Source organism: Hydrococcus rivularis NIES-593 (assembly GCF_001904635.1).
In the GTDB taxonomy this organism is placed as follows: Bacteria; Cyanobacteriota; Cyanobacteriia; order Cyanobacteriales; family Microcystaceae; genus Hydrococcus; species Hydrococcus rivularis.
Map to the genome: position 1 here is coordinate 72,493 of NZ_MRCB01000010.1, position 25,802 is coordinate 98,294.

The window sequence follows — 25,802 nt, forward strand, 5'->3', positions numbered from 1 at the left end:
TTTCTCGCCGACTTACTTATCATAAAAAATACAATTGTTATCGCATGTAATGCTAGTAACTGATGCAGCTTGAAGATAGTAGCAACTCTCTCCAAGCAACCCTGCGCCAACGACGACAGCGCCTAGCTTGTATAATCAAAACCCCCGTTATTCTCTGGTCGGGACGCGCTCCGGATCGCAATTTCCCTGCCAATCGCTATCCGTTTCGCGCTAGCAGTCATTTCCTTTATTTTGCAGGTTTTCCCCTCGATAACGCCGCCATTCGCCTGGAAAATGGCAAGCTGGAATTATTTCTCGATGATGCTTCCCCAGAAAGTGCCCTCTGGCACGGAGAAATGCCCAAACGCAACGAGATCGCCGCCAAAATGGGGGCGGATGCTGCTTATCCCCTTGCTGAGTTAGCCTCGCGAACTGCCAATGCTGCCACCGTTGCCGTGCAAGATATCAAAACCTATCAACAGCAATGCCAACTTTTAGCAAGAACGGTAGCGCCAGCCAACGCACCGGAAGGGATCGATCGCGAGTTAGCCAAAGCCATTGTTTCTCTGCGATTAAGCCACGATACCGAAGCCCTAGCAGAAATTCGCCAAGCCGCTGCCGTATCGGTAGAAGCTCACCTAGCGGGAATAAAAGCAACTGCTAGGGCAAAGACGGAAGCGGAAGTTAGAGGGGCAATGGAAGAAGTAATAATTGCCCATAACATGCAATGTGCCTATAGCAGTATCGTGACGGTGCATGGAGAAGTATTACACAACGAACGGTATTACCACCCCTTGCAATCTGGAGACTTATTGCTAGCCGATGTCGGCGCAGAAACGCCCATGGGTTGGGCTGCCGATATTACCCGCACCTTCCCGGTTTCGGGAAAGTTTTCTTCCACCCAGCGCGATATCTACGATCTGGTATTGGCGGCGCACGACACTTGTATTGAAAAAATGCGTCCTGGGGTAGAGTACCGAGATATTCATTTACTGGCTGCCTCAGTTATTGCTGAAGGATTAGTCGAGTTGGGCATTTTGCGGGGAAACCCTACTGATTTAGTGGAAATGGACGCTCATGCGTTGTTTTTTCCCCACGGTATCGGTCATCTTTTGGGATTAGATGTCCACGACATGGAAGATTTGGGCGATTTAGCCGGATATGAGGCAGGGAGAACGAGGAGCGATCGCTTTGGTTTAGGCTATTTAAGATTGGATCGCCCCCTACGTGCGGGGATGGTCGTCACCATAGAGCCTGGATTTTACCAAGTTCCCGCCATTCTAAATTCCCCCGAATTTCGCGCTAAATATCAAGATGTCGTCAATTGGCAGCGTTTAGAACGGTTTAGAGACGTGCGGGGAATTCGTATCGAAGATGATGTCCTCGTTACGGAATCTGGGACGGAAGTTTTAACCGCTCGATTGCCGAATGCTGCCGAGGAGATTGAGGCACTATTTTAATACCTCGGTGGAGAATGACCGAGCATCCAAGGTCGCCCGCTTTGGGGACTTTGATACTTAGGTTTTTCGGGTTCTTGCTCTCGCTTGACTAACTTAGGTTCCCTGGCATTTCTTTTCTTCACTTGGAAGCTACCGACATTTAAATTGATATTAGGAGGTGAGAAAAGGCGCTTGGCAACTCCTTCGCAACTGGGACACAGCATTGGTTCGCTGCTCAGTTCGGCAATCGTGCGCCAAGCTTCAAACTCTCCGCAGGAGTCGCACCGAAACTCATAAAGTGGCATAAGATACGCTCTTAGTTTCTAAGTTGGCAATATATTTTTGTCAAAAATTTCTGTTGGCAGGGCTAGGGTACAGCAAGCGTTGGGAATATCGACAATGCCGCTGACTCGACCTTCTACAGGCGCGCAACTGAGGAGTAAGTATGCCTGCTCTCCCGTATAGCCAAATTTCTTCAAATATTCGATCGTGTTCAAACAAGCGCGGCGATAGGCAACGTGAGCGTCTAAATAATATTGCTCCCCGGTAAATTCGTCTACGGAAATTCCTTCAAAGACTAAATACTCGGAGTAGCGAGGTTCCACTGGTCCCGGTTTGAAAATGGGATTAACCATGCCGTATTTTTCTACGCCGCCTTTAATGAGATCGACATGGAGGTCGAGATAACCTGCCATTTCAATCGCGCCGCAGAAAGAAATCTCTCCGTCTCCCTGAGAGAAATGGATATCTCCCATCGAGAGTTTCGCGCCTTCTACATACACTGGGAAATAAATGCGCGATCCCTTCGAGAGGTTTTTGATATCGCAGTTGCCGCCGTGTTCGCGAGGCGGTACGGTACGTGCCCCTTCTGCCGCTACGCGATCGAATTCTGCCTCTTTAAGAGAACCCAGAATGGCATTTTCTGGGTTGGGGAGGGCAGCTAGAGGTGGAATCTGCGGCTTCCACGGAGGACCTCCCTTTTCTACCAATGCCCTCTCCCGCGAGTTCCACTTTGCTAGCAGTTCGTGGGAAGGGGCGCAACCAATCAAACCGGGATGGGAAATGCCCGCAAAGCGAACTCCTGGAATGTGCCGGGAACTGGTATAGATTCCTTGAATATCCCAAATCGCTTTGGCTGGATTGGGGAAATGATCCGTCAAGAAACCGCCGCCATTGTCCCTAGCAAAAATTCCGGTAAAGCCCCATTCATCTCCTGGTAGGGGTCCGATATCGAGGAGATCGACCACGAGAATATCTCCGGGTTGAGCACCGTTAACGTGAATGGGACCGCTGAGAACGTGAACTACACTGAGTTTTACATCGCGAATATCGTTGGGGTCGTCATTATTTTTAATTTGTCCGTCAGTCCAGTCTTTGCACTCAATGCGGAAGACATCGCCGGGATTGACTGAAACGACGGCAGGAATATCGGGATGCCAACGGTTGTGACCTACTAATTCCTGCTCGTACATGGGCTTAGTTAGGTCAACTTTGAAGAGAGTTTTTGGCATAGAAATTGCTCCTCGGTTTGCTAACTTTATCTCAAGCTAAATTGTTTTTTAATAGCCTGAAATTTTTGAACGAAAAATCATCGAGCAAAAGCTAATAATTGAAACCAAAGCATTTTGCCCTAAGAATAAATTTGACAAAAATATAGTATTTTTGCCTAAATTTACCGATTTGACTCAATTTACTTCTAAAGATTTAGCTAGGCTATCTTCTCTTATCAAAAATAGCCTTAATGTCAATTTTGCTACAAAGATCCTTTATTTTTGTTTAAAAGTTTATAAATAATTAAAATGATAATTATTATCAAATTTATTTTAAAAAATAGTTATTATTGCAATCTTATTGGGTGTGCGAGTGCGAGCGTTTTGCTCGCGTGTGTTTAAAAATCGCGAGCAAGATGCTCGCACTACCGATAAACGTTTAATAGAAATTGGTTTTACAAACTTTGACGAACTGTCGATCGCATTGCACTCCTGCCAAGAGCCTGTTGTAAAAGATGAGGATGCGATCGCACTCGCTCAAACTACTTTACAACAGGCTCTTATAAAAAAGTTTTAGGACGAGAAAAACCGTTCTTTGGATAGATGATAACGTTTTTACTCGATCGCCTCATGATTTTTATGGCAGAGGATGAAAAAGAAGATCGGGGAAAAAGTAGTTAAACACTGCCCAAGTAGAGAAAGCAACCGATACTGATAAAACAGCAAGAACTAGTGCAAGGGACAGATATTGAAGGAAATAGCCTAATTGGTTGTTTGACTTCTTCAGCATAGTTTCGCTCTCCAAAGCAAATTGATGAATTAACTAACAACTTAATTGCTAATAATTACCCGCACTTCTAGCTAAAGAGAGGATTAATAGGAAATTCTTTGGCAAAATTAAGCTCAAAAATACATCTAAGGATTTTTCATGACTAATCCAAAGGAAGTTTTACATTCGATAGATTTCCCTATTAATACAGTTTTGGATAACAAAACTTATTTGCGATCGCTTGAATTTATATAGCTCAGATTTGAGCGGTCGCCGTCCAAATCGTCCATCCATCTATCAGCAATAAAAACAAAGTAAATACCAACAAAAATAAATACATCCAAGGTTGCGATAGCGGTCGAATATCGGTAGTATCGATCCCTGTTTTTTCCTCAACGATTTTTACCAAACGAGCAAATCCTGCCACTCGCATTGGTAATAAATACGCTTTATCTGCCCCATGAGTAACGAAATAATAAACCAATCCGCCTTGTCCGGTAGTACGCAGTTTTAAATCCTTAATTTCCGACCAAGATAGCGACCATCCCTTGCGAAAAAATAGAGAAAACCAACGAGGATAAGTTACTTGAATTTTCTCTTCATCTAAAAGGACTTGTTCGCTTAATGCTCCATATAAGAAAATTAACCCAATAGCTATTCCCACCCATAAAATTAGAGGTGAAATGGGAGCAGATGTAACTTTTGTCAAGAAAGGTAAGGGAATAGTCAAGGCAATATATAAACTCATTAGAGTAATGCGAATTAAGGAAGAAATGCAAAAGGTGAACGGTAAATTAAAATGATTTTCTGTCACGATTTTTTACAACTTGGTTACTTTACACTATTTGACATTTTCTCGTAGGTATTTGTGTTATACCAGAAATGTCAAGGGTCGATAATAAAGGAGGGAATATGTTTTTAATACATAAGCCTCATGGCGAGTTAGTAGAAGTTCTCACAATAGAAAACTTGTACGATCCGTGTCAAAACCAGATTATAGGGAGATATCACTGTGGGGAAGAATTGCAAGAACCTGAAACCTTTATGAAATCGGAGCTAATGTTTCCGTCGGGTGAATCGCTTCCTGTGTGTTGGCTAGATCCGAATTATCGCCAGAAAGCCGCTTAATTTTCTCTATTGTGAATAAGAATTTAAGAAATTCCTATTGAACTGCCGGGATAACCTACGATCGCAAGTAGATTTTCCTAGCAGTTTTTTAGGAGTCTAAATTATTGTTGTTCGACGGTTCCTTCAGGTGTCCAGACGTAGCGATCGCCCTGTCCCCAAAACCCGTTATATTTGGTGATGCGGACATCTCCTCGCACTTTCGTTTGACATGCCAAACGACGATTTTTGGTAGGAGAATGGGGAGGCAGCGATCGCCTGGTTTTGTCTTTCCAGTTAGGTTCGGATACTTCACCTTCGATTTCTACCGCGCAAGTTCCGCAACTGCCAATCCCCATGCAGTTGATAATTTTGGCATTGCCGTTATAGAGATCGATACCATTTTCTATTAACACTCGGCGTAAGTTGGCACCTTGAGGGCAGGTAATAGTTTTTCCTTGGGCTGTTACTGTAGGCATTGGCGACTACCTTCTCAAAAACTGCGTTTCTTTCCTTTACATAAGTTTACATATTGTAACGATTTCATGAGTACAGCTAACCAGATTTGGCTTTACGATACCACTCTCAGAGATGGCGCACAGCAAGAGGGAATCTCCCTATCTGTGGAAGATAAACTGAGAATTGCGCAAAAACTAGACGAAATGGGAATTCCCTTTATTGAGGGAGGCTGGCCCGGAGCCAATCCAAAAGACGTACAATTTTTCTGGCAGCTAAAAGAGCAACCTCTGACGCAAGCTGAAGTCGTCGCCTTTTGCTTCACTCGCCGTCCCAACATCCTCGCCGCAGAAGATAAAATGCTGCAAGCGATTCTCGCTGCGGGGACTCGTTGGGTGACGATTGTTGGTAAATCCTGGGATCTCCATGTCACTGAAGGATTGAAAACCAGCCTAGAAGAGAACCTCAACATGATACGCGATACGATCGCGTATCTTCGCTCTCAAGGAAGGCGAGTCATTTACGATGCCGAACACTGGTTTGACGGTTACAAGCATAACCCTGACTATGCTATGCAATGCCTTAAAATGGCTAGGGATGCAGGTGCAGAATGGTTAGTTTTTTGCGATACCAATGGCGGCACGCTTCCCCATGAAATAAGTCAAGTTGTCAAAGAAGTTGTCAGAAGTTTATTAGAAGACTCAGCTACGATTCCCCAACTCGGCATTCATCCTCATAATGATGGAGGTACAGCGGTTGCCAACGCGATCGCAGCCGTCTTAGAAGGTGCGACCATGGTACAGGGAACGATCAACGGTTATGGCGAACGCTGCGGCAATGCCAATCTCTGTACGTTAATCCCCAATTTGCAGCTGAAACTCGGCTATCGCTGTCTCGAAGATTGGCAACTTGCACAACTAACTGCAACTAGCCGTTTAGTGAGCGAGGTTGTCAATATGGCTCCCAACGATCGCGCGCCTTTTGTGGGACGTTCGGCATTCGCTCACAAAGGCGGGCTTCACGTTTCAGCCGTCCAAAGAAATCCGATTACTTACGAACACATTGAGCCAGAATTAGTCGGCAACGAACGTCGAATTCTCATCTCCGAACAATCGGGATTGAGTAATGTGTTGTCTAAAGCACGTAGTTTTGGGATCGAGTTGGATAAGCAAGATGCCACTTGCCAACACATTCTAGAACGCCTCAAAACGCTAGAGAATGAAGGATATCAATTTGAAGCCGCAGAAGCGAGTTTTGAATTATTGATGCGCGAAGCTTTGGGACAGCGATCGGAGATGTTTCAGGTGAAAGGGTTTCAAGTACACTGCGATATGTTAAAGTGGACGGACATGCCTTACAGTAACGCTCTGGCGACGATTAAGGTAGTCGTTAAAGGAGAAGAGATCCTGGAAGCAGCAGAAGGAAACGGGCCCGTCTCGGCATTGGATAATGCATTGCGGAAAGCGTTAGCGAAGTTTTATCCAGAAATCGCCAATTTCCATCTAACCGATTATAAAGTCCGAATTTTAGATGGCAGTTCGGGAACCGCAGCTAAAACCCGCGTTTTGGTAGAGTCGAGCAATGGCAAAGAACGCTGGACGACGGTAGGCGTTTCGACCAATATTTTAGATGCTTCCTATCAGGCAGTAATTGAAGGAATAGAATATGGTTTGCTATTAAAATCGACAGCAAAAACTGCTGTAACTTCAATTTAATTAAATATTTTTTTTACACTACAAAAAAGCAACGATCGCTATCTTGTTCTACCTTTTAAACGACATAGCGATCGCTTTTTGCTAATACCAATTTTCAGGTTTTCGCGATCGACATTCTTCTCCTCTCTCCCAAATAGGGAGATCGACTATCTCTGTCATTAATGAATGAAAAAAAATATAGCGATGAATACGTGGAATGTATAACGGGTAGAGGAATGCCCCAATTACTGATTAGTAGATTTACAGGCAAACCAACTTCAATCGACAGCGGTAGAGAAGATTTACGCAACCTTCACGGCAGCAAACATATGTTTAACAAGTATTATCCCTCGCCAGAAATGCAGATAGATGCTGCTAAAGCACTTGAGAAAGTATGCAAAAAATATTTATTTAGATAAAAATCGGAATTGGGGAAAATATATTCAATGCTGAATGAAACCAATTTGCTCGAAAATAACTCCAACAAAGAATTTTTTAGTAAGTTAGCTAAAATTTTGCGATCGCAGATGATTATAGTCGATATTGGGGCTAATTCGGGAAAGTATACCTTTGAAGTAAATAAAGCTCTGACTAGTGGTAGTATCTATGCTATTGAACCCGATCCAATTAAGTTTGAAAAACTGAAAGAAAAGTGTTCTCAGTGGGAAAAAGACTCTGATAATAAGATACATCTTTTACAGATAGGGATCGGCGATCGCAACGGACAAAGCAATTTTTTCTTCTCTAATTCTCCTACTCATAGCATTTTAAAAGAAAATATCTCTCAAGTTAAGCAAGAACTAGACGATGCGATCGCTTGGGAAGAAATTACAGTAGATATCTATCAGCTTGATACTTTATTTAAACCGATTAAACCAGACATTATTAAAATTGATGTAAAGGGTAAAGAGTTACCAATTCTTCAGGGCTGTGTAGGTATTTTAAAAACTGGAAAAGCTAAATTTTTAATCCAATTTAGCCATCAAGATTCTTCTGAAATTGAGACAAGTAAAAAGAAGATATACGAATTCATGAAATCCTTTGATTACTATCCAAGCAACTTCTATGGCATGATTCTTTTTCGCAACCCGAAGCAAGATCATAAATCTCGTCTTATAATCGATACTTTTAAGTCAGCTACGCGCCGAATTATATCCCCTTCTCTCCGTCACTGGATTCGTGAGTTTATCAAAAAATAAATGTTAAGTCCGATTTAATTCAAGATCGGACTTAACAATTTAATATTAACTATATTTTTCTTTATATTTTTGTATTAAAACTTTCGAGAGATTTGATTGAAGTTTTTTAGATTTTATTTTAATTGCGATCGCTCGGTCGTCTCCAAAAATTTTAAATTTTTTGGCAATTTGATAAAGTTTATACTGATATCGATTCAGAACCTTACTCTATCCTCATCAATAATTTTTAGATATTTTAAAACTTTATTGACGTGCTGTTCTGGAGATGCTACAAATTGCTCGTACTCAATAACTAATGGGGAGATTTGACGCTGCTCAAAAAATTCTTCCCAAAAACATTCTTCTTGCAAAAGCCATTGGTAATAGCTGTGTAATTTTTCGAGATCGGCATCTTTTATTTTAATCTCGTTGAGACTAGCTTGATAAGCTTTATACCTTTTATCGGTATCAATATGCCAAGTTTTTGTTTTTTGGGCAATGTATCCTGAAGCTGCCTGTGCGATTTTATCTCGCCTGATTAAATAAATAAAATTGAATCGAGCAAGTATTTCATCAAGATCCAAATTATTTTGCTCTCGAAAGGGAAAAAAATGAGATATAAATTTGGTTCCAAAAACTCCATTTTCGGTAGTCCGATAGGTCATCAAATTCCGAAGATATCTAAGGCAATCGAAATGACAATTTTGTGTAAGGACTTGACTAGGCTGTCGTAAATGTTCTTCGGGAAATCCAGCAATTTGCGTTGCTGTTAAAGCCTTACACAAAACCGTCGAACCCGATCGCGCGGTGGAGGCGATCGCATAGGCAATTTTAGGTACAATAAATTTACTGTCAGATGCCTGTAACAATGGACGATCTGACGCAACATTGACAAAAAGATCGGAAAATAACTTTAAAATAGGAGTTTCTAGATTTAATTGCTCAAGCTTTTGTTTGAGGCGATCGAAAATGAAATGCTCGTCATCAATAGATGCAACGATAATAGCTTGGTAATTTAATAGATCGTCGCGACTGTAATTAAACCCATCTGAGTTTTCAGACAAGCAGTAATAATCATAATGACTATTAGTATTACTGCGAGCGAAAAAATTTTGTAAATATTGAATCGTTTCTTCTTCGCCAACAAAAAGTAAATTGCCGCGATCGCTCAGTTTTTTTAGTAAGCGAACTTCAGCAATGCGATCGAAGATTTCCTCTACTTTCATATTAATTTTTCTTCGCTTGCAGGTTTTTATCATTATATAGCGCAAAACTTACAAGTCTTGCGCTCAAAAAAAGAGCGTTTCAACTGGGAAACGCTCAAATTTAATCGAGTCATTGGAGGATTACTTAACTGATTGAAACAGCTTCACCACCTGCCAAAACCAGTGGAAAGTGATGGGTATTCGGCGCGTGCATTGCTCTCAAACCCAAATTGGCGCGATTAATTAAGTCGGCATCGGTATAAATTGGATGACCGTGGCTGTCGAGAATGGATTGGTTGAAATTGAAACCGTTGAGATTGAACGACATCGTGCTAATACCCAGTGCAGCACACCAGATACCTATCGTGGGCAATGCAGCGAGCAAAAAGTGGATGGCACGGTGATTGCGCATGGCCAGACTGGGGATGAGAAGGCGACCCAGATAGCCAACATGTCCAGCAAGCAGATTATAGGTTACTTCTTTTTGACCGAACTTATAACCAGCATTTATCGATTCCTCATTTGTAGTTTCTCGAATCAAACTGGATGTGACCAAAGAACCATGCGTAGCAGCTAACAATGCGCCGCCAAATATGCCAGCAACTCCTAACATGTGCAGCGGATGCATCAAGATATTGTGATTGGCTTGGAATGCCAACATAAAGTGGAACGTACCGCTGATGCCCAGAGGCATTCCTTCTGCAAAAGCCCCTTGACCGATGGGATAAACCAGGAATACGGCTGTGGCGGCTGCGGCAGGTGCCGAGAATGCCACGGAAATCCAAGGACGCATCCCCAAGCGATAGCTGAGTTCCCACAGACGACCCAGATAGCACCAAATGCCAATCAGGAAATGAAGAATAATTAGTTGATAGGGACCGCCATTATAAAGCCACTCGTCCATGGAAGCCGCGTCCCAAATCGGATAGAAATGTAAGCCAATCGCAGCAGAAGTGGGAACGACGGCAGCAGTAATAAGATTGTTACCGCCCAATAGAGAACCGATTATGGGTTCCCGAATGCCGTCCATATCCACTGGGGGAGCGACGATAAAGGCAATGATAAAACAAATGCTGGCAGCGAGAAGGGTAGGAATCATCAAAACACCAAACCAACCAATGTAGATGCGATTGTCGGTACTCGTTACCCAATTGCAAAATCCTTCCCAAATCCTGCCAATGTCTAATTCGCGGCGACGTTGAATAACGCTGGTCATAGCCATTAGCTCCTACTATGAAAACTACAAGAAGATTTTTGGAAATTTCAACTAAAAAACTCTTGGAAAATTCTAGGATTTTTTATCTTAATCTACATCTATTGTAAAATGAGCATTAAAGAGATAATAGCCATATTATTGCTTTTTGAATTAATTTTTATCAATTGGTAAAAGTTTTTAAAAAAGTCAACCAATCTAAATTTTTTTATAAAAAACTTAATATCTAGAGTTTTTTTTTCGTTAAATTCTACCTTTTAAAGCTTCTAACTCTTCTCGTAGCGATCGCGGTTGATAACCTATAGCAAAAGCTTTAGAGCTATCTAAAGAAGTATCGGGAGAACGAGGAGCAGACATCGGTACGTCTTTTTGTTGACAAGTTTTGATGTTTTCTTGCGGAAGTTCCAATATTTCTGCCAATAAGCGACCGAATTGATAGCGAGATACTCTTTCTTTCCCGCCTAAATGAAGCAGTCCTACAACTTTTTTTTCTATGGCTAATAATAATCCATTAGTTGCCGTCGAACCGCTGATAGGCGTTCTAAACTCATCGGTAAATAAACTGAGTTCTTTTCCGGCTTTGAGAATCTCGATAAAAGGTTGAATAAAACTACCGGCCACCGGAGAAGCAACGCCAAACATTAACGGCATTCGACAAATGGCAGTCTTAGGATAGCATTCTAACATTCCCCGTTCGGCGAGGACTTTTTGCTCGCCGTAATAGCTAATTGGAGAAACGGGATCGGTTTCTCGATAGGGAGGATTTAGGCCGTTAAAAACTAGGTCAGTGGAAGTAAAAACGCAAGGAATAGCGCGATCGCTACACAAGCGGGCAATATTTAGGGAAGCCGTAACATTAATGGCATAAGATTCATCGGGATGCTCTTGACAAAAATTTGGCTTGGATTGAGCGGCGGTATGAATGACGGCTACTGGTTGAATGTCTGTAAATAACTGTTTGAGGGCATGAAAATCTGTTAGCTCGACCTTGAGAAGCGTAACGCCGGGAATTTCAACCGCATGGGCCAAATAAGTCCCGCAAACGTCCCATTTTTGTCGGGCTTGCTGACAAAGATTCCAGCCCAAAAAACCGCTAGCTCCTGTGACTAAAAGTTTTTGCATAAGAACTGGTCATTGGTCGCTAATAACCGAACACTGTTAAGTGTAACTCTGCCATAATTCTTAATAGGGACGATTCGGTTATTGCTGGGGCAATGAGTTTATCTATGAAACGGCTAGGCGTATATTTGAGTTTGCTAGCGATCGGCGCGGGCGCAGGAGTAGGAGGAGGTTATTACTTACTCTCCCAACAATCTAAACAGACACAAGAAACGCCCCAGATAGTTCCCACCGCTTTTAGTAAAGCCTTGCCGATTCCATCGGGTTCGGCATCCCAAGAGAATTTAAACTTTATTGCCAGGGCAGCACAAAAAGTAGGACCCGCCGTCGTGCGTATCGATGCAGCCCGTCAGGTGAGCCAACAAGTCCCGGAGTCGTTCGATCAACCCTTTTTCCGACGATTTTTCGGTCAAGACTTGCCGATTCCCAGAGAATATATAGAGAGAGGAACGGGATCGGGATTTATTCTTAGCGCCGACGGACGCTTGCTCACTAACGCACATGTAGTCGAAGGCGCAGCTCGCGTTAAGGTAACGCTCAAAGACGGTCAGATATATGATGGTCAGGTAGTGGGAATAGACAAGGTGACCGATGTAGCGGTGGTGAAAATTAATGCCAGCGACTTACCGACCGTGACGCTTGGCAATGCAGAAAACTTGCAACCGGGAGAATGGGCGATCGCAATTGGCAATCCTTTAGGTTTAGATAATACCGTCACGGTGGGAATTATTAGCGCTTTGGGTCGCTCTAGCAGCGATGTCGGCGTCCCCGACAAACGAGTCAGATTCATCCAAACCGATGCCGCGATCAATCCCGGTAACTCTGGCGGTCCCCTTCTCAACGCCGCAGGCGAAGTGATCGGGGTCAATACTGCGATTCGGGCAGACGCTCAAGGGTTGGGTTTTGCTATTCCCATCGAAACCGCCCAGCGAATTGCCGAACAACTGTTTACAAAAGGAAAAGTGGATCATCCTTACCTGGGAATCCATATGGTTACGCTGTCTCCCGAATTGCGAGAAGAACTCAATCGAGATAAAGAACTCAACTTAAATATCACTGCGGAGCGAGGTGTATTAGTCATCCGCGTCGTCCCGAACTCGCCCGCAGCAAAGGCGGGTTTTCGAGCGGGAGATATTATTGAGAGAGTCAGCGGTCAAAAGGTAGCTACGGCTGCTGACGTACAAGAACAAGTCGAAAAGAGCCAAATTGGAACGACACTAAAAGTCGAGGTCAATCGAGATGGCGACACGAAAACCTTGACCGTCGAACCCGGTGCGTTTCCGGCGGAGCAAGAAAACTAATTTCCTAACGCTCACAGGCATATCCTTTTTCTTTCCACACTTGTAAATCGACATTCGCCAACTCTTTGACATCAAAGCAAGGTGGCTGAATCAATTGGCTAAAAAATGACCAAACTATGCTGCGAGTTACATCTAATGTGGTTTTCAGTGTTGACTCTCGATTGCCTGGAACTCCCTTTTCTTGGACAGGATCTATTTCGACTGCCATTCCTTGAGCGCCTAGTAAAATTTTGGACATCCATTCCGCCCGTTCTATATGACTGCCAGAAGTAACTAATTTAACCTTGTGAGCGTTCCAGCGACGTAGAATTGGCGCGCTGAAAAAGAAATTGCCAAAAGTTGAATCGGCACATCTTTCCAACCAAATTTGCTCCAATCTAGCGCCCGCTCGTTGAAAAATGAATAAAATACAGGGATCGTCAGAACCATGAGAAATTAAGAAGGGAATATCTGGATAGTCCTTTGTCAACCATGCTGCATGAATTTCTCGTTGGATACTACCCCCCAGTACCAACACGGCATCTACGGGTTTCGAGGCATTGGTTGGCAATCGCACGGCAATATTGAATAACAAACTAGCTAGCATCGCGCCTAAGATAACGATCGCGACTACTTTGAGCAGTCTTTTTCGTTGCTTGCGAGCTAATTTGCGGCGCAAATCCAGCTTTTTCACGATTACAATAACCAGAAGTGACCAAGATAAACTTTACCATCGTTACACTTCTGTTGACCTTGTAAGACCGCGATCGTGTGTAGCTATACCATTTTTCATTCATTAATGACACAGATAGTCGATCGCCCTCACCCCCAACCCCTCTCCCTATTTGGGAGAGGGGAGAAGAATGTATATCGCGAAAACCTGAAAATTGGTATTATCGGCAATACCCAGTCAATTGCGCGAACAATTAGGCATATTAATTTAGGCATATTAATATAGTTTAGTTTTCGACCTCAAAGAATCTCCGAAAAAAACTGTGGCTTTATCTCGACGAAATTTTTTAACTTTAGCGGGTGCAGGTGCTGCTACTTTTGCCTTAGCTTCTCTTCTGAGAAATTATTATGTAAGGGCAACTACAGGTCAATCTCTATTGGCTAAAGGGTTTGGCGAACTGATTCCCGATCCCAATGGGATTTTAGATCTTCCAAAAGGATTTCAATATCGCATTCTTTCGCAAACGGGAAAGCTGATGAGCGATGGTAATCCCGTGCCAACCAGTCATGATGGCATGGCAGCTTTTCCTGGCAAAAATGGAGCAACAATTTTAGTCCGCAATCACGAACTCGATCCCGGACAAACTCCCGCAGTTATGACAGAAAATACTAATAAATACGATCGGCGATCGAGTGGGGGAACGACGACTTTGATTGTGGATAAAGATCGTCAAACCATTAAAGAATTTGTGTCTCTTGCTGGTACGAATCGTAACTGTTCTGGGGGTGCAACGCCTTGGGGGTCGTGGATTAGTTGTGAAGAAGACGATTTAGCGCCACAATTTTACGATCTCAGCAATTCGGCAACAGAATCTATCAAACACGGCTATAATTTTGAGGTTTTTGCTAATGGGAAAATTGCCGACCCATTCCTCTTGTCGCAATGGGACGTTTTCGACACGAAGCGATCGCAGTCGATCCAAAAACGGGCTATATTTATCAAACCGAAGATCGAGAAGATAGCTGTATTTATCGCTTTCGTCCTAAGCAAAATGGTAACTTAAAAGCAGGGGGAATTTTAGAAGCTTTAGTTATCAAAAATATGCCTGCGGTAAATACTAGCCTCGATTTTCCGATGGGCAAACCTAAAAAAGTAGAGTGGGTCAAAATTGAAGAGGTAGATCCCAAAGAAGATACGCTGCGCTATGAAGCACAATCGAAAGGAGCAGCTATTTTTAAGAGAGGGGAAGGAATTTGTTTTGGAAATGGCGAAATTTATTGGACTTGTACCAACGGAGGAAAGGCAGGAGCAGGGCAAATTTTTCGCTACAATCTTGCTTCTAAAACGGTAGAATTATTTGTTGAATCGCCAGGAATGGAAGTCTTGGATTATCCCGATAATTTAATCCTGACTCCTTTCGGTCATTTGATGGTTTGTGAAGATGGATTGGGCGAACAATTCTTAGTAGGAATTACCCCCGAAGGGGAATACTATCATTTTGCTCGCAATGCTTTTAATAATAGCGAATTTGCCGGAATTTGTTTTGCTCCCGACGGGAAAACTATGTTTGTTAATATTTACGATCCTGGAATTACTCTGGCAATTTGGGGGGAGTGGAATCAATCATAAAAGATTTGATAACTAACGAGGAATGCGCCAAGCAAGACGCTCGAAAATAATAACATCTTTAATAGCTAAATAAATGATTAAAACATGAAGCAAAAATATAGCAAACTGTAATATAACAATCTTATTTGATTTGTGAATATCTATTTTTAATGTAGTGCGACCATCTTGGTCGCAAGCGGGACGTATGTCCTAACGGACACGCTACGATGAACGCACTACAATTTTTACAACTAATTAATGACAAAATATGAATAGACTTTAATTATACTACTTTTCAAAAAAAATGACAGCTTTTGTAGGTTGGGTTGAACGACAGTGAAACTCAACACATATTTATTTTTCGTTGGGTTTCGTTACCTCAACTCAACCTACCATTTCTTGTGATGTAGGTTACAACTAATGAAAATTGGTATTAGATAAGGTTAATTTTAAGTAACATACACGAATAGAAAAGATGCGAGAACTCTATCCACCAATCGAACCTTACAATGAAGGCAAGTTAAAAGTTTCCGATTTACATACCATCTATTTTGAACAGACAGGCAATCCTCAAGGAAAACCCATTATTTTTCTTCATGGCGGACCGGGTGGTGGCATCGATCCTACTTATCGGCAATATTTCGATCCCCAACAATGGCGAATCGTTCTTTTCGATCAACGGGGTTGCGGAAAAAGTACGCCTCATGCTGAGTTGCAGGAAAATACTACTTGGGATTTAGTCGGCGATATCGAAAAACTGCGCGAACATTTAGGAATTGAAAAATGGGTAGTTTTTGGAGGGAGTTGGGGGAGTACGCTGTCTCTTGCCTATAGTCAAACTCATCCTCAACGTTGTCAGGGATTAATTTTACGAGGGATTTTTCTACTGCGAAAAAAAGAATTGTTTTGGTTTTATCAAGAAGGTGCCAGTAATATTTTTCCCGATGCTTGGGAAGAATATCTTAAACCCATTCCTCCTGAAGAAAGAGGCGATCTAATTTCGGCGTACTATAAACGGTTAATTAGCGAAGACGAAGAAATCAGAATGCAAGCTGCGCGTGCTTGGTCGATTTGGGAAGCAAGTACGAGTAAACTTTTTCAATCTGAGGATCTGATTCAAAAATTTGGAGAAAATCAATTTGCCGATGCATTTGCCAGAATTGAATGCCATTATTTTGTCAATGGTGGCTTTTTTAAAAGTGAAAATCAACTGTTAGAAAATATCGATCGCATTCGTCATATCCCAGCAGTCATCGTGCAAGGACGCTATGATGTAGTTTGTCCGATGATAACAGCTTGGGAACTACATAAAGCATGGCAAGAAGCAGAATTTATCGTCGTTCCCGATGCCGGACATTCTATGACAGAACCAGGAATTCGCAGTGCTTTATTAGATGCTACAGATAAGTTTGCTAATTTAACCTAGCCGTAATAATCGTGACGGGATTTAATGGAGAAAAACGAGTCATATTTCCGATGGGAACGGAACGGGATATTTGTACTTGTAATAAACGATAACTCCAATCGCGATCGCGCAACCAAACTAAACTACTATTTAAATGTTCTAAAGTTGCTAAAGCTAACACTAGAATCCCATCAGAAGCTATTTTTTTTTGACACGTTTCTAAAATATCAAGTAAATTCCCACCGCTACCTCCAATAAAAATCCGATTGGGTTCTGGTAAATCAGTTAGTAGATCTGGTGCGTTTCCATGAATTGGGATAACATTAGAAACTTGCAAGCGTAGACAATTTTTTTCAATCAAATTAATTCCCATTGCTGTTTTTTCGATCGCATATATTTGCGAGGAAGGACACAGACGAGCTATTTCAATCGAAACCGAACCCGTCCCAGCACCAATATCCCAAATAATTTGTCCGTCTTTTAATCCTAATTCTCCCAAAATACAGAGACGAGTTTCTCTTTTGGTCATTAATCCAGGTCGATCTTGAAAATTTAGAAATATGCTATCTGGCAATCCTAATAAAGGTAGATTTTCAACATTTAATGGTCGTTCTTTCTCCTCAGACTGACGCAGTAGAATAACGATATTGAGATCGGTAAAATTATTAGCTGGTAAATCGGCTAATTCTATTGCTGAAAACTGAGAAACTTTTTCTTGAGAATCTTCTAAATTTTCACAAATCCAAAAATCATATCGCGTCGGCAAATCCAACCCTAAATAAAAACGAGCGATCGCGCTTGGATTATTCTTTTCATCTGTCAAAATAGCAATTTTTTCAACCCCTTGTTGTAACAGAGGGGTTAACTCTTCTAAAGACCGTCCGTGAACGCTAATAACTTTTGCATCTTGCCAAGGAACTTTAATGCGATTAAAGGCTAATTGTACTGACGTAAGGTGGGGATGAAATCTTAATTGTTCTGATGAAAATTTTTCTAATAGCAATCGTCCCAATCCAAAAAACAAAGGATCGCCGCTAACTAAAATGACGACTCGTTCGTCTACATGCTGTTGGATTTCTTTAATGACTTCAAGAAAATTGCCGAAAACTAATTTTTTAGCTGGATGTTTGGGAAAATAACTTAAATGGCGAGCGCTTCCAACCAATAAAGTTGCATTTTCTACAATCTCTCTAACGTTCTCTGATAGTCCTGTCGCTCCATCTAATCCAATTCCAACAACTTCTATCATTATTTAATTTATAATAATTAAAAATTCTCCCACGCTAGCACTAATAACGCATTTAAAATTGCAGCAGCAACGGACGATCCTCCCTTGCGTCCTTCTACTCGAATTTGGGGGACGCTCAGCCGTGCCAAAGCTTGTTTCGACTCTACCACAGAAACAAATCCCACGGGCGCACCAATAATTAATCCTGGTTTAAGGTTTGACTCAGAAATGCGATCGCATAATGCTAGTAAGGCAGTGGGTGCATTACCAATCACATAAATTCCCTGGGGGTATTGCTCAAAGCATCTTAAAATCCCCGTTTCCGTACGGGTTTTGCCTGCGTCTGCTACGGACACCTGTTCTACAGCAGCTATCAGAAAGTTATTAAAAGTTTTTGCTACCATGGTTGTTATACCCTGCTTAACCATGCCGACATCGGTAATGATGGGCACTTTACGGCGCAGGCAAGCAATAGCGGATTCGATCGCGTCGGTACTGAATCTTAATAACTCGGCAAATTCAAAATCAGCGGTGGTGTGAATAACCCGACGGGCGATCGCATATTCCCAAGAATTTAAGCTATGATTGCCAATCTCTTGGTCGATAATCGCAAAACTCTGTTCGAGAATGGGATGATTTAACCGCTCCCCGTCGCTCATAATCTTCCGATTTTTAGGATTTATAGCGTTTTACTGGAAAATTTTTGGAATTCAGTTGCCCAGTTGACACTCTAATTACTGTCCCACTCGCTGTTACATAACTTAATAGATTCGGAAATAATAAAAATAAATATTACGTAAACTTCGTCAAGTTCCGAAACCCAACCCCAATCCGCTGAATCTTTCAGCAGGCGCACAAAAACATAGTCCTCTAATCTGCTATGGTATCCATTGCTCGTAAGAACCTACTCGAAGACTTGCCTCGCTTCTTAGTTGCCCAGGCAGGTATCATGTTTGCCGTTAGCCTAGTAACAATCCAAACAGGCATTCTCAACGGTTTTTCTCGCTCTACAGCCCTCCTCATCGATCGCTCGAAAGCAGACATCTGGCTAACTTCCGATCGGATGGTTCAATTCGAGTATACAGAACCATTGACCTACGCACAACTAGAAGAGGCAAAACAAGTAGAAGGAGTCGAACGGGCAGAACCTATTACTCTTACTACGTCGAGATGGTATCCAGCCAACAGTACCGAAAGTAGTTCCGTGCGCATCATTGGTTTCGACCCAAACGGGACACTCTTTCAGCCAGGAGATATTACGCAAGGAAACCTAAAAGCGGTATCTAACCCCTACACTATCATGGTAGAAGGAAGTCGCATAGAGGAACTACACATCAACTCCATCGGTCAGATGGGTAAAATCGGCAGCTTGCCTGCTCGCGTAGACGCAGTTACCGAGAATACTCAATCTTTAGTAGCGTCTCCGTTTGTCTTTACATCTCTTGAGAATGTCAATACCTACATGAGTGCTGGGTATACCTCTAGGGTTAACTGTCAGGCAAACGAAAGCGGAAAGTTCGATTGTACGACAATTTATGAGAAGGCTTCTGATGCCGAAACTAAGCAGTCGCAGATGCCTCCACTCAAAGCCTTGAGCTTAACCGACCCCGTTACCTATATTTTGATAAAAGCTAAACGGGGTCAAAACATGGAAGCGCTCAAAAAGCGCCTGCAAGAAACAATCCCCGGAACGACTGCCTATACTAAGGCAGAGATGTCGCAAAAAACGAGAGATTACTGGAAAGTTCGCACGGGCGTTGGCGTGATTTTGGGCATCGGAGCGGCAGTTGGGGTAATCGTCGGCATGGTCGTCGTGAGTCAAATTCTTTATTCTTCCGTATCCGAACATATTAAAGAATTTGGTACCCTCAAAGCAATCGGCGCGTCGGATAAACTGCTTTACGGGGTCATCGTAGAGCAATCCATCTGGATGGCAGTTTTAGGCTACATCCCAGGAATGCTGATCTGTTTGGGTTTGAGCGCAGCCGTCGCCGAACAGGGAATTATCATTTTGATTACTCCGGGGGCGGCAGTTGGCGTGTTTGGTATTATCGTCGCCATGTGCATCGGTTCTGCGTTTCTCGCCATTCGCAAAGTAACGCGAATCGACCCCGCGATGGTTTTCAAAGGCTAATCCTGGTTAGTGGTTAGTAGAGACACTTCAAAACCCTACGTGTAGGGTGGGCATATTTGCCCACCCTACAATTTATATCAAATCCGGTTGAACTGAGATCTTGCACCATTCTCAACAACTGTTGTTGTAATGAATTTTCCGTGCGATCGAAAAAGTCCTCTAAAGAAGACCCAATAGAAATTTCAGTCGATTTTAATCGAGTTGAGCTTTGAGCCTAGAACTTGAGTTCTAGGCGTTGATGCCAAAGATGCAAGATCTGAGGTTGAACAAACACAATAAGTAGCGCGAAAGTCCTTCGCTATCCCCTTCGCTATTGCTGGGGGCAACACTTCGCTTCGGCTCCCCGGGACGATTCGCATCTAGCTCGCGTTCGAGCAGGCATGACAAGCGAGCGAGGCGTATGGGCTTACGCGCACGCTACGATGAGCGCACTGCACTACAGATTACGATCGATTAAACGGTTTAATCTGGTTGAGTGACAAATCTTTGTCCCCTCATCCCTAAATCCCTTCTCCCATAAGGGGAGAAGGGACTTCAGGCAAAAGTTTTAAGTTTAAAGCTCCTCTCCCGCTCTGGGAGAGGGGTTGGGGTGAGGGCAATTTGAGTTTTGTCACTCAACTAGGGGATTTAATATTATTTAGTTGATATTTTCTGTAAGAATGAGTTTACCGATCGTCTACCATCCAGACTACGTTGCGCCATTGCCAGAGGGACATCGCTTTCCGATGTCTAAATTCAAACTCCTTTACGAATTGCTACTCGCCGACGGTATCGCTCAACTCGACTGCGTTTACCATCCAGAAGTCCCGTCGCGGGAGTTAATTGAATTAGTACATTTACCAGAATACGTGCGAGCCTATTGCGAGGGAACGCTAGATCCGAAGGCACAGCGCCGCATCGGGTTGCCTTGGAGTCCCGCTTTAGCCAATCGGACTTGTGTTGCGGTCGGCGGAACGATTCTGACAGCTCAACTGGCTTTGCAATATGGATTGGCTTGCAATACGGCAGGGGGAACCCACCATGCTTTTCCGGGTTATGGTTCGGGGTTTTGTATTTTTAACGATTTGGCGATCGCAACTCGCGTCTTGCAACAACTCGGACTGGTCAAAAAAGTCCTCATTGTCGATTTAGACGTTCATCAAGGCGATGGAACGGCTTGTATCTTTCAAGACGATCCCAGCGTTTTTACTTTCTCGATGCATTGCGAAGCGAATTTCCCCAATAACAAGCAAAAAAGCGATCTCGACGTGCCGCTACCCGTTGGTTTGGATGATGACGGCTATTTACACGTCCTGGCTAAATATCTCCCCGATGTACTCTCCCAAGTTCAACCCGATTTGGTGTTTTACGATGCTGGCGTAGACATTCATGCGAGCGATCGCCTGGGGAAATTAGCCCTAACGGATCTGGGAATTTATCGCCGCGAAATGCAGGTTTTGACTACCTGTTTGGCAGCTGGCTGCCCCGTTGCTTGCGTCATTGGCGGGGGATACGCCGACGATCTCCAAGGATTAGTCGCTCGGCATTCGCTCGTGCATCGAGCCGCTAAAGTAATTTACCAGCAATGTTTGGCAGTACCTTCGTAACCAAAACAATTCACGTTAATATGCTCGGAGCCATTCTCAACAAGCGTTGGAAAGTAGATGGATAGTTAGCCGTCCAAAGGTTTAGAGTCAAACAAGTACTCGCCAATCCCAGCAAAATAAACGTGACGGGGGTAACAACCCCGATGGCAAACCAAGTTCCCACGTGCAGGACTAGGATCGAAGCCAAGCAAGCCGCGATCGCTACCGACCAACGAATATGAGATTGAGGGCGAGTCAGTAAAACCATCGCTAAAGTTTGTAAAGTTATCAGCAGATTGGCTGGAACGAGAAAAGCGCAGATGGCAATGCAATGATGGTGGGAAAAATTCAAAACCGATATAAAATCTAGCATGATTTTTATCTGACAAATTTTTTAGGGTAGCTAAAAGCTTGGCTGGGAAGAGAAATCGCTGGCGATCGCAATTTTTTTCCTCGCTTCGGGCATACTAACGCTAATGTGACATAAAAAAATCATTCGAGCGATGGATTCAATCTTAGATTATCTGGCTTCTCAGTCCGAGCGCGTCGTTTCGCAGTCTAACAAAAACGCGATGGAGTTGCTAGTTGCCCAAGAAATCAAAAAACAACTAGAGCCTTGTTCGGCTCAAATCAAAGAGTTAGTCAATCAAGTCGAGGTAGCAACCTATGCTCTCAATCGTTTGCCCTCTCTCTACGCTTCGAGCGAAGAAGGTTTAGCTTGGCAAAAACAACGGGGTCAAAAAGAAATGCAACAGTTAATTACAGCCACTGTTCGCGAAGCGCTAGAAGTGGTTCGGAAAGACCCCGCTAGATTTTCCACGCCGCTTCTGCCGCCCGAACGCCAGGAAATCCAAGAAGCTAGAGAAGCCCTACAAGAGCTGTTAGATTGGCTTTGGATGTATCAAAGCGAAATTCCTCGCAACGATGCTTCTTGGCACGAACTTATCAAAATAGTCAAGCAAATTGTCAGTCAAGCCGTCAAAAAAGAAATTGATGAAAGCGAAACTCAATCGCTAAGCTAATCCAGTTTTAAATAAATTTTTATTTTTTTACTAAGCCACTTCCGTCGTTAGGGGTGGCTTTTTATCGATCTTCATAACTCAATTCCAGAAAAATTAATCCTTTATAAAAAAGTTGCGTGTGAACTTTCAGCCACCATTAATCGTGAAACCCTAGTTTCAGAAAGTGAGATAACTATAGCTTATCGGTTTAGCTTGTATGGTGAGAGGAGTAGCTTAATAACCCAAAATTTCCTTTCTTCTCGTCTTTAAAAGAAGGGAGATGAATCGATCTGTCAAAAAAAGGAAAAACCATGAAGATAGCTATTGCCAAAGAAATTGAAATTGGAGAATTTCGGGTGGCGTTAGTACCAGATACCGTCGCTCGATTAGTCAAAGGAGGTTTTGAAGTCTTAGTTCAGACTGGAGCGGGTGCGGGAGCGCACTTCTCTGACGCTGCCTATGAAGCGACTGGCGCTAAACTAATTGCCGATCCTGCCCAACTTTGGGGAGAAGCCGATCTCCTGCTCAAAGTTTCCCCTCCCAGCGAACGAGACGGACAGCCAGAAATTAATTGGCTCAAACCCGGGGCAGCTTTACTCGGAATGCTCGATCCGCTAGGCGATCCCGCTGGCATCAAAAAATTAGCCGATCGCCAAATTACTGCGTTTAGCCTAGAGCTAATTCCCCGCACCAGTCGCGCTCAAAGTATGGATGCGCTGTCATCTCAAGCTAATATTGCTGGCTACAAAGCTACCTTGCTAGCTGCTGCCTATTTGCCCAGAATCTTTCCCATGATGACCACCGCCGCAGGAACCATTCCCCCTGCCAAAGTATTAGTTATCGGCGCAGGGGTAGCCGGGTTGCAGGCGATCGCGACTGCCCGCCGTTTGGGAGCCGTGGTAGAAGCCTTTGATATCCGTCCGGCAGTCAAAGAAGAAGTCCAAAGCGTCGGCGCTAAATTCATCGACATTACTTTAGAAGAAGACGCGGTGGCAGACGGTGGCTATGCCAAAGAAGTTTCGACTGCCAGCCAAGAACGAGTTCGCGAAGTCCTGACCGAACACGTCAAACGAGCTGATGTCGTCATCACCACAGCACAGGTTCCTGGCAAGCGAGCGCCTCTAATTGTTACCGAATCGATGGTTGCTCAGATGAAACCGGGTTCTGTCATCGTGGATATCGCTGCCGAACAAGGTGGGAACTGTGCCTACACCGAACCGGGCAAAGATGTCACGCAACATGGCGTTACCATCATCGGCCCGATTAATCTGCCCGCTTCCGTGCCCGTTGATGCCAGTCAGATGTATGCCAAGAATGTACTGACCTTGGTGCAGTACCTCGTCAAAGATGGCGAGTTAAAACTCGATTTTGCGGATGACATTATCGATAGCGCCTGTGTGACCCATGCAGGAGAAATTCGCAATTCGCGAGTTCGCGAGGCTTTGTCAATCCCCGTTTAGCCTCTCAGGGACAACAAAATCATTGACAGACAAAGGAATGAAAGGGTCTATGAGTCCAGAATTACTTACAGGTATCGTTGTATTCGTGTTGGCATCATTTGTTGGTTTTGAAGTAATTAACAAAGTTCCGCCAACGCTACATACGCCTCTCATGTCAGGATCGAATGCAATCTCCGGCATCTCCATCGTCGGGGCATTACTCATGACTGGAGCCAAGGAATGGAGCCTGGTAACGATTTTAGGCTTCATTGCCGTCATTTTGGCAACCATCAACGTCGTAGGCGGCTTTTGGGTAACAGACCGAATGCTGCAAATGTTTAAGAAGAAGGAGGCGAAAGCATGAGCGACTATTTATTAACCGGGATCGAGCTGGCTTATCTAACAGCGGCGGCTCTGTTTATCCTGGGCTTGAAACAACTCGGTTCGCCTGCCACGGCTCGTCAGGGGAATGTAGTGGCGGGAGTCGGCATGTTAATCGCGATCGTTGCCACTCTGCTCCATCAGTCGATCCTGAGCTATCAGATGATTTTAGTAGGTATCGTCATTGGCTCTCTGATTGGAGCAATTTCTGCCCAAAAAGTTGCCATGACTGCCATGCCCCAGATGGTCGGGATTTTCAACGGCGTGGGCGGTGCAGCCTCGGCACTGGTTTCTGTCGGCGAATTTTGGCGACTACTCAAAACCACTGGCACCGTGCCGCTAGATGCTACGATTATTGCCATTCTGGGGGTTTTAATCGGCGGCGTGACGTTTACAGGTAGCGTCATGGCATTCGCCAAGTTACAAGAGCTTGTTACTGGCGCCCCTGTGACTTTTCCCTTCCAGCAGCCTTTCAATACTTTTCTTCTCATTAGCTTCCTAGTCAGTAGCGGCTACCTGCTGGTTCGCCCAGAAAATCTAGCAGTTTTCCTAACTTTGGTCGGGATTTCTCTGGTACTTGGCGTTATGTTCGTTCTGCCCATCGGCGGCGCTGATATGCCAGTGGTCGTCTCGCTGTTGAACTCCTTCTCCGGGTTGGCTGCTAGTGCGGCGGGCTTTATCTTGGCGAATAATATGCTCATCGTCGCTGGTGCTTTGGTGGGAGCTTCTGGCATCATCTTGACCGAAATCATGTGTAAAGCCATGAACCGCTCTCTTACCAACGTTCTCTTTGGTGCGTTTGGTAGCGATGGCACGGTTGTTGCTGGCGGATCGGGAGCGCAGCAGGATAAAGTCGTTCGCTCTGTCGATCCTGAAGAAGGGGCAATGATGTTGGGCTATGCCCGTTCTGTTGTCATCGTTCCCGGTTATGGGATGGCAGTAGCTCAGGCACAGCATGGAGTTCGAGAACTTGCCGATTGCTTGGAAAAAATGGGCGTAGAGGTTAAATATGCCATTCACCCCGTTGCGGGACGAATGCCGGGACATATGAACGTGTTATTGGCAGAGGCAAATGTCCCCTACACCCAACTCTACGATATGGATGATATCAACCCCGAATTCGATCGCACCGATGTCGCTTTAATTATCGGCGCGAATGATGTTGTCAACCCAGCCGCTCGACACGATACAAGTAGCCCTATCTACGGAATGCCAATCCTAGATGTAGATAAGGCGCAACATGCGATCGTCATCAAGCGCAGCATGAGGACAGGTTTTGCCGGAGTTGATAATGAGTTATTTTACAAGGATAAGACTCTAATGCTCTTCGGCAGCGCTCAAGATGTTGTAGCTCAGTTGGTTGCGCAGGTGAAAGATCTGTCTAATTAAGGATTTGGGCGGGCAATCCCCGCCCTTTTTATTCTCAAAAATCTTTACTTTTT

General features: G+C 43.8%; 27 protein-coding genes and 1 pseudogene. 16 read left to right on the plus strand and 12 right to left on the minus strand.

What is annotated here, in order from left to right:
- Positions 1 to 62: 62 nt before the first annotated feature.
- A complete protein-coding gene (locus NIES593_RS10450; protein WP_073599526.1) occupies positions 63 to 1,439 on the plus strand; it encodes an aminopeptidase P family protein in 1,377 nt (458 codons plus the stop codon).
- On the opposite strand, the gene NIES593_RS10455 is transcribed toward NIES593_RS10450, so the two are convergent.
- Both NIES593_RS10455 and fmdA read right to left on the minus strand, forming a co-directional pair.
- Positions 1,436 to 1,723, minus strand: coding sequence for an FmdB family zinc ribbon protein (locus NIES593_RS10455; RefSeq protein WP_073599527.1), 288 nt, complete (start codon positions 1,721 to 1,723; stop codon positions 1,436 to 1,438). The genes NIES593_RS10450 and NIES593_RS10455 overlap by 4 nt on opposite strands.
- Positions 1,724 to 1,741: 18 nt before the next feature.
- Complete coding sequence (gene fmdA, locus NIES593_RS10460) at positions 1,742 to 2,929, minus strand: formamidase (protein ID WP_073599528.1); 1,188 nt, start codon at positions 2,927 to 2,929, stop codon at positions 1,742 to 1,744.
- A 373-nt stretch (positions 2,930 to 3,302) separates the two neighbouring features.
- On the opposite strand from fmdA, the gene NIES593_RS10465 reads away from it, so the two are divergent.
- On the plus strand, positions 3,303 to 3,485 hold the full coding sequence (locus NIES593_RS10465; RefSeq protein ID WP_073599529.1) for a hypothetical protein: 183 nt from the start codon (positions 3,303 to 3,305) through the stop codon (positions 3,483 to 3,485).
- Positions 3,486 to 3,545: 60 nt separating this feature from the next.
- Here the strand turns inward: NIES593_RS10465 and NIES593_RS25515 are convergent, their stop codons facing one another.
- Positions 3,546 to 3,698: a PsaJ protein gene (locus tag NIES593_RS25515; protein ID WP_175561095.1), complete on the minus strand. Its 153-nt coding sequence runs from the start codon at positions 3,696 to 3,698 to the stop codon at positions 3,546 to 3,548.
- A 235-nt stretch (positions 3,699 to 3,933) separates the two neighbouring features.
- Complete coding sequence (locus NIES593_RS10475) at positions 3,934 to 4,425, minus strand: hypothetical protein (RefSeq protein WP_073599582.1); 492 nt, start codon at positions 4,423 to 4,425, stop codon at positions 3,934 to 3,936.
- Positions 4,426 to 4,589: 164 nt separating this feature from the next.
- Between NIES593_RS10475 and NIES593_RS10480 the strand changes: the two genes are divergently transcribed.
- Entirely contained in the window at positions 4,590 to 4,805 is a 216-nt protein-coding gene (locus NIES593_RS10480) for a hypothetical protein (protein ID WP_015142852.1), read from the plus strand.
- 101 nt (positions 4,806 to 4,906) lie between these two features.
- Here NIES593_RS10480 and NIES593_RS10485 read toward each other — a convergent pair whose 3' ends face one another.
- Positions 4,907 to 5,260, minus strand: a complete 354-nt coding sequence (locus NIES593_RS10485) for a 2Fe-2S iron-sulfur cluster-binding protein (protein ID WP_073599530.1) — start codon at positions 5,258 to 5,260, stop codon at positions 4,907 to 4,909.
- 66 nt (positions 5,261 to 5,326) lie between these two features.
- On the opposite strand from NIES593_RS10485, the gene cimA reads away from it, so the two are divergent.
- From cimA to NIES593_RS10500, 3 genes are all read left to right on the plus strand, one after another.
- Entirely contained in the window at positions 5,327 to 6,952 is a 1,626-nt protein-coding gene (cimA, locus tag NIES593_RS10490) for a citramalate synthase (RefSeq protein WP_073599531.1), read from the plus strand.
- A gap of 161 nt (positions 6,953 to 7,113) precedes the next feature.
- Positions 7,114 to 7,350: a hypothetical protein gene (locus NIES593_RS10495; protein ID WP_073599532.1), complete on the plus strand. Its 237-nt coding sequence runs from the start codon at positions 7,114 to 7,116 to the stop codon at positions 7,348 to 7,350.
- Between the two features lie 108 nt (positions 7,351 to 7,458).
- The gene (locus tag NIES593_RS10500; RefSeq protein WP_175561097.1) at positions 7,459 to 8,130 is read left to right on the plus strand and encodes an FkbM family methyltransferase; all 672 of its coding nucleotides are present in this window, start codon (positions 7,459 to 7,461) and stop codon (positions 8,128 to 8,130) included.
- A 194-nt stretch (positions 8,131 to 8,324) separates the two neighbouring features.
- Here NIES593_RS10500 and NIES593_RS10505 read toward each other — a convergent pair whose 3' ends face one another.
- From NIES593_RS10505 to NIES593_RS10515, 3 genes are all read right to left on the minus strand, one after another.
- Positions 8,325 to 9,335 (minus strand): Stf0 family sulfotransferase, encoded by a 1,011-nt coding sequence (locus NIES593_RS10505; RefSeq protein ID WP_073599534.1) that lies wholly within the window; start codon positions 9,333 to 9,335, stop codon positions 8,325 to 8,327.
- 124 nt (positions 9,336 to 9,459) lie between these two features.
- Positions 9,460 to 10,530, minus strand: a complete 1,071-nt coding sequence (psbA, locus tag NIES593_RS10510; RefSeq protein WP_073599583.1) for a photosystem II q(b) protein — start codon at positions 10,528 to 10,530, stop codon at positions 9,460 to 9,462.
- A gap of 240 nt (positions 10,531 to 10,770) precedes the next feature.
- Positions 10,771 to 11,649 carry an SDR family oxidoreductase gene (locus tag NIES593_RS10515; protein WP_073599535.1) on the minus strand — a complete coding sequence of 293 codons (879 nt, stop codon included), beginning with the start codon at positions 11,647 to 11,649 and terminating at the stop codon, positions 10,771 to 10,773.
- A 104-nt stretch (positions 11,650 to 11,753) separates the two neighbouring features.
- Between NIES593_RS10515 and NIES593_RS10520 the strand changes: the two genes are divergently transcribed.
- Complete coding sequence (locus NIES593_RS10520; protein WP_217651870.1) at positions 11,754 to 12,947, plus strand: HhoA/HhoB/HtrA family serine endopeptidase; 1,194 nt, start codon at positions 11,754 to 11,756, stop codon at positions 12,945 to 12,947.
- A 4-nt stretch (positions 12,948 to 12,951) separates the two neighbouring features.
- Here NIES593_RS10520 and NIES593_RS10525 read toward each other — a convergent pair whose 3' ends face one another.
- The gene (locus NIES593_RS10525) at positions 12,952 to 13,620 is read right to left on the minus strand and encodes a YdcF family protein (RefSeq protein WP_073599537.1); all 669 of its coding nucleotides are present in this window, start codon (positions 13,618 to 13,620) and stop codon (positions 12,952 to 12,954) included.
- Positions 13,621 to 13,725: 105 nt separating this feature from the next.
- On the opposite strand from NIES593_RS10525, the gene NIES593_RS24080 reads away from it, so the two are divergent.
- From NIES593_RS24080 to pip, 3 genes and pseudogenes are all read left to right on the plus strand, one after another.
- On the plus strand, positions 13,726 to 13,884 hold the full coding sequence (locus tag NIES593_RS24080; RefSeq protein ID WP_175561098.1) for a hypothetical protein: 159 nt from the start codon (positions 13,726 to 13,728) through the stop codon (positions 13,882 to 13,884).
- A gap of 37 nt (positions 13,885 to 13,921) precedes the next feature.
- Positions 13,922 to 15,228: pseudogene (locus NIES593_RS25520) on the plus strand (alkaline phosphatase PhoX).
- Between the two features lie 454 nt (positions 15,229 to 15,682).
- Positions 15,683 to 16,633, plus strand: a complete 951-nt coding sequence (gene pip, locus NIES593_RS10535) for a prolyl aminopeptidase (RefSeq protein WP_073599538.1) — start codon at positions 15,683 to 15,685, stop codon at positions 16,631 to 16,633.
- Here the strand turns inward: pip and cbiE are convergent.
- A complete protein-coding gene (gene cbiE / locus NIES593_RS10540; protein WP_073599539.1) occupies positions 16,620 to 17,861 on the minus strand; it encodes a precorrin-6y C5,15-methyltransferase (decarboxylating) subunit CbiE in 1,242 nt (413 codons plus the stop codon). The genes pip and cbiE overlap by 14 nt on opposite strands.
- Positions 17,862 to 17,878: 17 nt before the next feature.
- Positions 17,879 to 18,499 carry a cobalt-precorrin-8X methylmutase gene (locus NIES593_RS10545; RefSeq protein ID WP_073599540.1) on the minus strand — a complete coding sequence of 207 codons (621 nt, stop codon included), beginning with the start codon at positions 18,497 to 18,499 and terminating at the stop codon, positions 17,879 to 17,881.
- A 221-nt stretch (positions 18,500 to 18,720) separates the two neighbouring features.
- Here NIES593_RS10545 and NIES593_RS10550 point away from each other — a divergent pair, with 221 nt between their 5' ends.
- Both NIES593_RS10550 and NIES593_RS10555 read left to right on the plus strand, forming a co-directional pair.
- Positions 18,721 to 19,974 (plus strand): FtsX-like permease family protein, encoded by a 1,254-nt coding sequence (locus tag NIES593_RS10550; protein WP_073599541.1) that lies wholly within the window; start codon positions 18,721 to 18,723, stop codon positions 19,972 to 19,974.
- Between the two features lie 659 nt (positions 19,975 to 20,633).
- Positions 20,634 to 21,560 carry a histone deacetylase family protein gene (locus tag NIES593_RS10555; protein WP_073599542.1) on the plus strand — a complete coding sequence of 309 codons (927 nt, stop codon included), beginning with the start codon at positions 20,634 to 20,636 and terminating at the stop codon, positions 21,558 to 21,560.
- A 10-nt stretch (positions 21,561 to 21,570) separates the two neighbouring features.
- On the opposite strand, the gene NIES593_RS10560 is transcribed toward NIES593_RS10555, so the two are convergent.
- Positions 21,571 to 21,912, minus strand: coding sequence for a hypothetical protein (locus NIES593_RS10560; protein ID WP_073599543.1), 342 nt, complete (start codon positions 21,910 to 21,912; stop codon positions 21,571 to 21,573).
- Positions 21,913 to 22,042: 130 nt separating this feature from the next.
- Here NIES593_RS10560 and NIES593_RS10565 point away from each other — a divergent pair, with 130 nt between their 5' ends.
- The 4 genes from NIES593_RS10565 (at position 22,043) to NIES593_RS10580 (ending at position 25,749) form a co-directional block, all read left to right on the plus strand.
- Positions 22,043 to 22,561: a late competence development ComFB family protein gene (locus NIES593_RS10565; protein ID WP_073599544.1), complete on the plus strand. Its 519-nt coding sequence runs from the start codon at positions 22,043 to 22,045 to the stop codon at positions 22,559 to 22,561.
- Positions 22,562 to 22,851: 290 nt separating this feature from the next.
- Complete coding sequence (locus NIES593_RS10570; protein WP_073599545.1) at positions 22,852 to 24,000, plus strand: Re/Si-specific NAD(P)(+) transhydrogenase subunit alpha; 1,149 nt, start codon at positions 22,852 to 22,854, stop codon at positions 23,998 to 24,000.
- Between the two features lie 49 nt (positions 24,001 to 24,049).
- The gene (locus NIES593_RS10575; RefSeq protein ID WP_073599584.1) at positions 24,050 to 24,343 is read left to right on the plus strand and encodes an NAD(P) transhydrogenase subunit alpha part 2; all 294 of its coding nucleotides are present in this window, start codon (positions 24,050 to 24,052) and stop codon (positions 24,341 to 24,343) included.
- A complete protein-coding gene (locus NIES593_RS10580) occupies positions 24,340 to 25,749 on the plus strand; it encodes an NAD(P)(+) transhydrogenase (Re/Si-specific) subunit beta (RefSeq protein WP_073599546.1) in 1,410 nt (469 codons plus the stop codon). The genes NIES593_RS10575 and NIES593_RS10580 overlap by 4 nt, the downstream gene beginning before the upstream one ends.
- Positions 25,750 to 25,802: the final 53 nt, after the last annotated feature.